The sequence below is a fragment of the Jidongwangia harbinensis genome (assembly GCF_020216025.1).
Lineage (GTDB): Bacteria > Actinomycetota > Actinomycetes > Mycobacteriales > Micromonosporaceae > Actinoplanes > Actinoplanes harbinensis.
Genome location: NZ_JAIWNC010000059.1, coordinates 26,430 through 36,274 on the forward strand (window position 1 = coordinate 26,430; position 9,845 = coordinate 36,274).

General features: G+C 72.5%; 8 protein-coding genes. 3 read left to right on the forward strand and 5 right to left on the reverse strand.

What is annotated here, in order from left to right; translation table 11 throughout:
* Positions 1–118 precede the first annotated feature (118 nt).
* The gene (locus tag LDL48_RS41015) at positions 119–1,174 is read left to right on the forward strand and encodes a glycoside hydrolase family 10 protein (protein WP_225260598.1); all 1,056 of its coding nucleotides are present in this window, start codon (positions 119–121) and stop codon (positions 1,172–1,174) included.
* A gap of 10 nt (positions 1,175–1,184) precedes the next feature.
* On the opposite strand, the gene LDL48_RS41020 is transcribed toward LDL48_RS41015, so the two are convergent.
* From LDL48_RS41020 to LDL48_RS41040, 5 genes are all read right to left on the reverse strand, one after another.
* Positions 1,185–2,150: a zinc-binding dehydrogenase gene (locus tag LDL48_RS41020; protein ID WP_225260599.1), complete on the reverse strand. Its 966-nt coding sequence runs from the start codon at positions 2,148–2,150 to the stop codon at positions 1,185–1,187.
* Between the two features lie 81 nt (positions 2,151–2,231).
* On the reverse strand, positions 2,232–3,407 hold the full coding sequence (locus LDL48_RS41025) for an RNA ligase RtcB family protein (RefSeq protein WP_225260600.1): 1,176 nt from the start codon (positions 3,405–3,407) through the stop codon (positions 2,232–2,234).
* A 343-nt stretch (positions 3,408–3,750) separates the two neighbouring features.
* Positions 3,751–4,404 carry a response regulator gene (locus tag LDL48_RS41030; RefSeq protein WP_225260601.1) on the reverse strand — a complete coding sequence of 218 codons (654 nt, stop codon included), beginning with the start codon at positions 4,402–4,404 and terminating at the stop codon, positions 3,751–3,753.
* Entirely contained in the window at positions 4,401–5,519 is a 1,119-nt protein-coding gene (locus LDL48_RS41035; RefSeq protein ID WP_225260602.1) for a sensor histidine kinase, read from the reverse strand. The genes LDL48_RS41030 and LDL48_RS41035 overlap by 4 nt, the downstream gene beginning before the upstream one ends.
* A gap of 218 nt (positions 5,520–5,737) precedes the next feature.
* Positions 5,738–7,978, reverse strand: a complete 2,241-nt coding sequence (locus LDL48_RS41040; protein WP_225260603.1) for an MMPL family transporter — start codon at positions 7,976–7,978, stop codon at positions 5,738–5,740.
* Positions 7,979–8,823: 845 nt separating this feature from the next.
* Between LDL48_RS41040 and LDL48_RS41045 the strand changes: the two genes are divergently transcribed.
* Together LDL48_RS41045 and LDL48_RS41050 are read left to right on the forward strand one after the other, a co-directional pair.
* Positions 8,824–9,462, forward strand: coding sequence for a hypothetical protein (locus tag LDL48_RS41045; protein WP_225260604.1), 639 nt, complete (start codon positions 8,824–8,826; stop codon positions 9,460–9,462).
* A complete protein-coding gene (locus tag LDL48_RS41050) occupies positions 9,411–9,659 on the forward strand; it encodes an FAD-dependent monooxygenase family protein (protein ID WP_225260605.1) in 249 nt (82 codons plus the stop codon). The genes LDL48_RS41045 and LDL48_RS41050 overlap by 52 nt, the downstream gene beginning before the upstream one ends.
* Positions 9,660–9,845 lie beyond the last annotated feature (186 nt).

A 9,845-nucleotide genomic window follows, 5' to 3' on the forward strand; every position in this document is an offset into this window, starting at 1 on the left:
GCGCAGCATCGAGGGCGGTGTCTGACCCGTCCAGTCTCGCACCGTTCGGCACTCCGGAGAAGTCGTGCCCGTGCCCCACGGTTGAACCGTCCGGGCGCCGCGGCCCGTACTGGACGGCATGACTCCGACACGAACCCGCTCCCGACGCCGCGTCGCGTTCCTGTCCGGGTGGTCCGCACTGGCCGTGGCGGCGGCCGCGGGCGTGGTGGTCACCGCTCTGCCGTCCAGCGCCGCCGCCACCCTGGGCGGGGCGGCCGCGGCGGCCGGGCGGACGTTCGGCGCCGCGGTCTCGGACAACCTGGGCGACGCCGGGTACGTGGACATCCTGGACAGCCAGTTCAGCGGGATCACGCCGGAGAACGAGATGAAGTGGGACGCCACCGAGGCCGCACCCGGTGCCTTCACGTTCGACGCCGCGGACGTGATCGTCGACCACGCCCGGGAGCGCGGCATGGCGGTCCGCGGCCACACCCTGGTCTGGCACAGCCAGCTGCCCGCGTACGTGCAGGCCATCGCGGACCCGGCCGAACTCCGGACGGCCGTGGACCGGCACATCACCGAGGTCGCCGGGCACTTCCGCGGGCGGGTCGAGTACTGGGACGTGGCGAACGAGGCGTTCCTCGACGACGGCTCGCGCCGCCCGTCGGTGTTCCAGACCGTGCTCGGCGACGGGTACATCGAGGACGCGTTCCGTACCGCCCGGTCCGTCGACCCGGACGCCAAGCTCTGCTACAACGACTTCAGCATCGAGGGCGTCAACGCCAAGAGCGACGCGACGTTCGAGATGGTCCGCGACTTCACCGCCCGCGGCGTACCGATCGACTGCGTCGGCTTCCAATCGCACTTCGTCCTCGGCCAGATCCCCGCCGACCTGCAGGCCAACCTTCAGCGCTTCGCCGACCTGGGTGTCGAGGTCCAGATCACCGAACTGGACATCCGGATGGACCTGCCGGCCGACGCGGCCAAGCTCGCCCAGCAGGCCGAGGACTACGCCACCGTGGTACGCGCCTGCCTGGCCGTGGCGCCGTGCAGCAGCATCACGGTGTGGCAGGTCAGCGACCGGGAGTCGTGGGTGCCCAGCACGTTCGCCGGCCAGGGCGCGGCACTGCTGTTCGACGAGGACCGCGCGGCGAAGCCGGCCCTGGAGGCGACGATCGCCGCGCTCGGCGGCTGACCGCCGGCCGTCACGAGGTCAGCAGCAGGGTCTTCCCGACGGCCGACCGGTTCTCGATCGCGGTGTGCGCCTCGGCCGCGCGGTCGAGCGGGTACGTCTGCCCGATCAGCGGGGTGAGCCGGCCGGCCGCCACCTCGTGGAGAGCCCGGGCGGCGTACTCGCGGAACCGCCCGGGCGGGAACTGCACCCGCTCGATACCCGTCACGGTGATGCCCCGTGCCGCCGCCGCATCGCGGTCCACCGGCGCGAACGCGCCGCTGGGCGTGCCGTGCGCGGAGAATCGGCCGCCCGGTACCACCAGGTCGAAGGCCGCCCGGCCGTATCTGCCGCCGGCGCCGTCGAGCACCACGTCCAGACCGCCGACGGCCGCGGCGACCGATGCGGTCCAGTCCGGCGTGGCGTAGTCGACGACCTCGGCGCCCCACCGCCGGAGGCGTTCCAGCTTGTCCCGCCCGCGGGCCGCCGCCACGACCCGGCCACCGGCGGCGTGCGCCAGTTGGACGAGCAGCGCGCCCATGCCGCCGCCCGCGGCGGTCACCAGCACCCGGTCACCGGGCTTGATCTCGACCACGTCCATCAGGCCGAGCGCGGTGGTGCCGTCGTGCAGCACCGCGGCGGCGTCGGTGCAGGCGAGTCCGTCCGGCAGTTCGATCAGGTCGCCGGCCGGCAGGAGTGCCCGCTCGACGTACCCGCCGTGGTCTCCGGTGGCGGCGGCCACCCGGCGGCCGATCCAGTCGCCCGCCACGCCCGCGCCGGCCGCGGTCACCGTCCCGGCCACGCCGGCCCCGGGCCGGTACGGCGGCTGCACCGGGAAGTACGGCCCGCCGTTCCCGCTCCGGATCATGGTCTCCACCCAGAGCACCTCCGCGGCCACCACGTCGACGACCACCTCGCCGGGGCCGGGCACCGGATCCGGCGCCTCCACCACGGTGAGCACCTCCGGCGCCCCGAACCGCGCCACCTCCACCACCCGCATGCTGACCCGCCCTCCGCTCGCCGACCGACCCGGGGAGCATCAACCATCAACCTGACTTGAGGTCAACACCCGGCCCGCGGCTCACCGCCGGGCGTGCCCGCGACGGTGCTCCCGGCGGTCCCGGCGCGGCGTGGCACCGAGATCGGCGGTCTTGTAGGTGACCAGCGGCACGGTGGTGGCCACCGGCGTGGCCAGGCGATGGCCGGCCAGGTCGGCGATCACCTGCTCGATCCGCTTGTACGCGGTGGGCGCCTCCTCGAAGAGCAGCTGCCGGTCGCCGCACACCACCAGCGACCCCACCGGGGTACGGCGCAACTCCTCGACGGTGTGCTTGGCCCGGCCCCGGCGCAGCGCGTCGGCACGCGACATCTTGCGCCCCGCGCCGTGCGCCACGGAGTGGTTGGCGTCCGCCCCGGCGTGCGCGGCGACCAGGTACGACGGCGTGCCGCGGGTGCCGGCCACCAGCACGTCCCGGCCGTCGCCCGGCGCCGCGCCCTTGCGGTGCAGGTAGACGCCATTCCGGACCTCGACCAGGTTGTGGCACTCGTCGACCACCGGCTCGGTGGGTTCGGCACCCAGCGCGAGCGCGACCCGTGCCGCCATCAGCCGCCGGTTGAGCGATCCCCAGCGCACGGCCTCGTCGTGCATCGCCAGGTACGCGGCCGGATCGGGTGCCGGACCGGCCCCGTGCTCCTCGGTGTGCGCCCGCAGGATGCGCTCGCCCAGCCCGCGGGAGCCGCTGTGCACGATCAGCACGAGGTCGCCGCCGGTGAGCCCGAGCCGGGCCGCGTGGTCCGGTTCGAGGACGGCGCCGACCCGGGCCAGCTCGACGAAGTGGTTGCCCCGGCCGACCGTGCCCAGCCCGTCGAGGTGGCCGGCGGGAATGCCGCCGTCCAGGACCGCCCACGCCGGGTCGCCGGCGTCCCGGTCCGGGTCCAGCGGGCGGTCCAGGTCGGGGAACCGGGTGGCGAGTTTCTCGGGTACGGCCCGCTTGAGCCGGATCGGGAACACGGCGATGCCGCAGCCGATGTCGGAGCCGACCAGGAACGGGTACAGCACCGTCGACGACATGGCGGCGCCGATCGGTGCGCCCTTGCCGGGATGCAGGTCCGGCATGCCGGCGACGTGGATCATGCCGTCCAGCGCGGCCACCTGGTGGCACTGGTCGACGGCGCCGGACTCGATCCAGCTGGTGGGTGAGGCGAACACGGTGACGGTGGCCGGGACGGAACCCGGCCGGGCCTGGTGCGGGGACACGACGCTCTCTTCGCTGCGATGGGCGGGGTACGGCGGGATGGTCCGTCAGAACGTCATGCGCTCCACCATCGCGGACCGCCTCCGGCGCGGCAAGCCGTTTTCGCCTGCCGGGGTGAGGCCCATCGTCGGGAGCACATCGAGGGGTCCGGGTTCGGCTCGCTTCTCCGGATCCTCGCGCCACTTCTGGTCGTGGGTCTGTTCAATGCGTGGATCCTGCGTACCTCGACGTTTCACTTCTTCACCCGGGACGGACTCGGCGACCTCATGCGCACCGAGGACGTCCGCGAGACGTACCGCGGCAGGCGTGGCCGGCGGTGTACACGTCGGTGTGGCGGACCGGGTGCTACCCGCTGGGCCGGACGAGCCCGGTGTCGTACGCCATGACGATGGCCGCGGCGCGATCCCGCGCGCCCAGCTTCGTGAAGATCGTACCGATGTGTGTCTTGATCGTGGTTTCGGCCAGCCGCAGGTCCTGCGCGATCTCCCGGTTGGACGCGCCGCGGGCCATCAGGCGCAGCACGTCGAGTTCGCGGGCGGAGAGTGCGTTGATCCGGTGGTCGCCGTGCGGCCGGGGCCGGACCATCTGCCGGTACGCGGCGAGAATCGGGCCCAGCAACGTGCCGTCGATCCAGGTCCCGCCCGAAGCCACGGTGCGTACCGCCTCGATGAGGTTCTCCGGGGTGGCCGATTTCAGCTCGAACCCGGCGGCGCCCGCGTCGACCGCGGACCACAGGACGTTCTCGTCGTCGAACGTGGTCAGGACGCAGACCGGTGGCCCGTCGACGGCACGCAGCCGCCGCGTCGCCTCGATCCCGTCCACGCCGGGCATGCGCACGTCGACGCAGACGATGTCCGGGGCACAGCGGGAGACGGCGGACACCACCTCACCGCCGTCCCCGCATTCGCCCACCACCTCGATGTCCGGCTGGGTACGCAGGATCAGCGCGAGCCCGGCGCGGACCATCGGCTGATCGTCGACCAGCAACACCCGGATCACGTGGGTGCTCCACCGAGACGGCGGGGCAACTGGGCCCGTACCACCCAGCATCCGTGGTCGGGGCGGGCGTGGAACGTGCCGCCGATGGCGGCGACCCGGTGATCGAGCCCGGCCAGCCCCATCCCGGCGCCGGTGGCCACCGGCACCGGACCGAGCGCGTTCTCGATGCGGACGTCGATGTGTTCGTGGTCGACGCCGATCCGGACCGTCGTCTCCGGCGGGCGGGCGTGCTTGGCGACGTTGGTGAGCGCCTCGCGCAACACGTCGTGCAGGACGATCCGGGGCGCCGCGGACACGCCGTCCATGTCGCCGTCGACGTGGAGGTCGATGTGCATGCCGGCCTCGCGGTAGGTGCGCAGCAGGTTGTCGAGGTGGGCGGGTTCCATGGGGGTCAGCGACGCCGAGCCGTGGTGCATGAGCATGAGTGCCTCGCGCAGTTCGTCCATTCCGTGACGGCCGAGCGTCTCCGCCTGCTGCAGGGCGTCGATCGCCTCGGCGGGGGCCGCCGGTGCGGCGGTCAGCAGCATCCGCGCCCCGGACAGGTGCAGCAGGACCACGGTGAAGCTGTGCCCCACCAGGTCATGCAGGTCGCGGGCGATGTGTTGCCGGTCCTCGGCCACGGCCGTCCTGGCCAGCATGGTGCGGGTGCGTTCGAGCTCCTCGATGAGCGCGAACTGCCGGGCGACGACGTGACCGAAGCCCCAGCCGATGAGCAGGCCGCCGAACCAGAGCCAAGCGCCCAGGCCCCGGTGCCAGCTGTTGGTCTCGAGCAGCCAGATGGTGAACGGCGACAGCACGCAGAGCGTGAGGGCGACGTTGTCCAGCCGCCGCGTGTGACCGGCGGCCGCCACCGCCACCGCGGTGGTGACGACCAGATAGGCGCCGCTGGTCACCGAGGCCGCGTCGCCGATCAGGGTGAGGACGGTGACCCAGGCGAGCAGCAGCCAGCCGGGCATCGCCGGCCAGAGCGCCCGGACGGCCAGGGCCGGGAGCATGAGGAGCGCGATGACCTTGCCCCAGCTCGTGGCGTAGTAGAGGTTGAGCACCCCCAGGCCGGTACCGAGAGCTGCTGCCCCGAGCGCGAATCCCGCACGGCTGTGCAGCAGTGACCGCATGCCAGTGATCTTAGGTCAGCTCGGCCGCCGGCGGCTCCGTCTACGGTGCCGGGCGCACTCCTCCCAGGGGAGGAGAGCGCCCGTGCCGTCGAGTTCATGCCCGATTCGGAATGTCTGCGACGTGAGTGCGCCGGGAGCGCGGTTCCGCCTGCGGATCAGCCGTCCCGGCCGGCGCGGCGCCGGCCGGGAATCGGCAGGTCGCGATGGTGGCCGTCCGCTCAGGCGATGCGCTCGGGAACCGTGGCGGCCTGGCCGCCGGGCACCTCCGCCGCCGGTGGATCGGTGGACAGCGTCCCGCCGCTCTCGTCCAGTCCGAAGCGGGCGTGCAGGGCGCGAGCCCACCCGGGCGCCCACCAGTTGGCCGGCCCGGCGAGCTTCATCAGCGCCGGCACCAGGGCGACCCGCACGACGAAGGCGTCGATCAGCACGGCGAGGCCGAGGCCCAGGCCGAACATCTTCATGAACGCGATCCCGCTGGCGCCGAACGCGAAGAAGGTGATCGAGAGCACCAGCGCGGCGGCCGTGACGATCCGGCCGGTCTTGGCGATCCCCGCGACGATGGACGCGTTGTTGTCGCCCGTACGGTCGTACTCCTCCTTCATCCGGGCGAGCAGGAAGACCTCGTAGTCCATCGACAGTCCGAACGCGACGGCGAACATCAGCAGCGGCATGGAGACGTCGGTCAGGCCGGTGGGCGTGAAGCTCAGCACGCCGGACAGGTTGCCGTCCTGGAAGATCCAGACCATGACGCCGAGCATGGCCGTCAGGTTCAGGGTGTTCAGCGCGATCGCTTTCAGGGGCACGAGGAAGCTGCCGAACATCAGGAACAACAGAACGAACGTCGCGCCGGCGATCCAGAGCGCCGCCCACGGCGCGACCGAGAAGATCGCCGCCTTGGTGTCGATGAGTACCGCGGTGCTGCCACCGACGAGGGTTTCGAACGGCGGGTCGAGATCGCGCAGGTCCTGCACTACGGTCTCGGCTGGTGACGACATCGGCAACACGGACGGCACGACCTCGAACCACTGGCCGATGCCGGTCAGGTAGCGGGCCGAGTCCGGTGCGGGGCCGCTGACCTGCCGGCCGCCGGACCAGGTGCCACCGGCCGTGCTGACCTGGGCGACGTGCTCGATCCGGGACACGGCCGCGACGTACTCCTGCAGGTCCGCCTGATTCACGGCGCCGCGGGTGAGAACCGGGAACGCCTCGGCCGCGAAGCCGAAGTCGCGTTGGGCCTTCTCGGTCGCCTGGCGCGCGGCCACGTCGGCCGGCAGCACCCGGGCGTCGGGGCTGCCGAACCGGGTGCCGAGCATGGGCAGACTGAGCACGACCAGCAGCGCGATCACGCCGCCGGTGATCAGCCCGGGCCGGCGGAGGACTCCTTGCGCGATGGCCGCCCATCGGGGCGAGGTGCTCTGCCCGCCGGACCGCATGCCCGGCAGCCGCCCCGCGTTGACCCGGTGCCCCAGCACCGCCAGCAGCGCGGGCAGGGTGATCACCGCGGCGGCGACGGCGACCAGGACGACGCCGACTCCGGCATAGGCGAACGACCGCAGGAAGTACAGCGGGAACGCGATCAGGGACAGCAGGGCCACCGCCACGGTCACCCCGGAGAACACGACCGTCCGGCCGGCCGACTCGACGGTGCGGGTGACCGCCAGGCCGACGCTGTGCCCGGCGTCGAGTTCCTCGCGGAAGCGGGACACCATCAGCAGCGAGTAGTCGATCGCCAGGCCCAGACCCAGTGCCGTGATCAGGTTGATGGAGAAGACCGAGATGTCGGTGAACTGGGCGATGGACCACAGCACGAAGAACGCACCGAACGTCGCCGCCACCCCGACGAACAGCGGCAGCAGCGCGGCGACGACGCCGCGGAAGACCAGCAGAAGCAGCAGGAGCGTCAGTGGGACCGCGATCAGTTCGGCGCGCAGGAGGTCCTTCTCCAGGCCGTGGCCGATCGCCTCGCCGATCGCGGCGGCACCGCCGATCTCGACATCGAGCAGCCCCTGGTCGCCGTCGAGGCCGTCCTGCACCCGCTTGACGGTCTCCTCGGCGCCGTCCTCGCCCCCGCCGGCCGTGGCCAGGATCAGGGCCGACCTACCGTCCTCGGCGCGCAGCGACGGCGGCGAACCGGAGGTCCAGTACGACGTCACGGTCTCGATGCCCGGCACCGCGGCGAGCCGTGCGGACAGATCCCGTCCGGCAGCGGTGACGGCCGCCGCGTCGACGTCGCCGGCGTCGGCCGTGACGACGAGCAGGATGTCCGGCGCACCGGCGCCGACACTTTCCAGCAGCCGGCTGACCTCGGAGGAATCGGAGTCGGGATCGTCGAATCCGCCGGTGGACAGGCTGGCGAAGATCCCCCCGCCGAAGATGATGGTGAGTGCGAGCACCACCAGCGAGCCCACCAGGGTGAGCCGGGCTCGTCGCACGACCAGCCTCCCGAGCGCAGTGAACACCGAAACCCTCCTTCACGGCTCCGGTCGGTCCGGACGCCTGCCGACGAAGTCTCACGGGTACCGCCTTCCCTGTCCTCGGCGTGCGGTGCCTTGTCGGGCCGGCCCGGGGGACGGTGACGGCGACGCGACCCCGCCGCGGGAGGACCGGGCCCGGCACCACGGTCGGAGATCCGGGCTCCCTCCGGCGGCACGGCCGGACCGGGCGACCGGGCCACGCGGTGGCAGCCGCATCGACGGAACCGCATCGGGTCCGGCTCTCCACCACCCGGACGGCGCGTTCCGATCGGAGAAGGAGGCAACGACGGCACCCGGGGCCGACGACGTCGACGTCCGCTCTCTGCAGACTTGACCGTCGTGCACCCGGACCTTCGAGGGATGGCGGCAACCCGGGACGCGCCGCGCTCAGGTGCGATACCGGAACATCTCCAGAGCTGTGCCGCGCCGGCAGGCGACCAGGCCGGTGACCGCCGTGCATGCGGTCATCGGCATCCGGGCGTACCCCAGGGGCTGAATATCGTCGTCCTGAACGACGGTGTCGTCGGATCGGATCGGTGTGCCACACGCTGATCCCGCGCTGCGCCGGCGTTTCGCGATCCAGGTTGATCACTGTTGGCACGACAGCGAGACCCGTCGTCCGAAATGGAATTGGCACGGAGCGGCCCAGCCGGTGACCGGAGAGTGGTCAGCGGCGCCGTTCCTCGTTCGCCTCGGCGAAGGCATCTGCCGGATGACTCTGATAGGCGGAGGGGCGCCATTTCCTCCGACCGCGGGACGCCATTCCCTTTTCACCGGACTATCGACAGGAGGTCGCGCGCGTGATGGACGGTGCTCAAGACCACGCGGTCGTGTTGGGGGCCAGCATGGCCGGGCTGCTGGCGAGGATGGCCGCTGACGGCGTGCCGCGGAATCGTGGCGCGGCTCAGGCCTGGACCGAGTTCAACGGGCGCGTGCTGTGCCGCACCGGCGCACCCAGGGAGCGCCCCGGCTTCCAGCCCCGCCGTCCGTACCTGGAGGGCCGGGTCCGGGACGAGGTGCGCGGCATGCCCAATGTGGTTCTCCGCGACGACTGCGCCGCGCTGGGCCCGGTCACCTCGGCGTCCCGCGACCGGGTCACCGGAGTCCGGGTGGCGCCGCGCGACGGCGACGAGGAGACCCTGCCGGCCGACCTGGTCGTGGACGCCACGGGCCGCGGCGGGCGGACTCCGGCGTGGCTGCGCGAACTCGGAGACGACGCCCCGGTGGGCGGCTACCCCGGCCACCATCCGCCCGTCGACCACGAGGGGTTCGCGGCCTACCTCGACAGCGTCGCCCCCGAGTTCGTCTCCGTGGCGCTCCGCGACGCCGATTGGCTGGACGATCCCCGCCAGCATCGGTATCTGGCAGCCGACGCCGCTACTACGAACGGCTCCGCCGGTTTCCCGCGGGGCTGCTCGTGGCCGGCGACGCCATGTGCAGCTTCAACCCGCTGTTCGGGCAGGGCATGACGGTGGCCGCGCTGGAGGCGGTCGCGCTGCGAGACACCCTGGCCGGCGGCCGGGACGACCTGGCCCGCCGCTACTTCGCCGCTGCCGCGAAGCACATCGATCCGCCCTGGCGGATGGCCGTGGCCGCCGACCGCGCACAACTCGGCCTGCCCCGGCCGCCCGCCGAGCGGATGCGCTGTTCGAGCCCACCGTCCTGATGCGGGTCCTGGCCGGAAACCTCCGCCGAGCGGGCGGCTGACGCGGGGGGACGGGCCCGCTAGTGCGCTGACCACGAACGTTCACCGGGTCGGCGACACACCGGTGCACGTGCGCGGGTAGTCGTTGCCGAAGGCTCACTCTCAACGGCGGTGATATTGGCTGTTGAGAGGGAGGTGGCGGGTTGG

Coding starts and splice junctions, on each gene's coding strand:
- LDL48_RS41035 (WP_225260602.1), bottom strand. CDS start 5,519: ATGCGGTCACTGCTGCACAGCCGTGCGGGATTCGCGCTCGGGGCAGCA.
- LDL48_RS41015 (WP_225260598.1), top strand. CDS start 119: ATGACTCCGACACGAACCCGCTCCCGACGCCGCGTCGCGTTCCTGTCC.
- LDL48_RS41020 (WP_225260599.1), bottom strand. CDS start 2,150: ATGCGGGTGGTGGAGGTGGCGCGGTTCGGGGCGCCGGAGGTGCTCACC.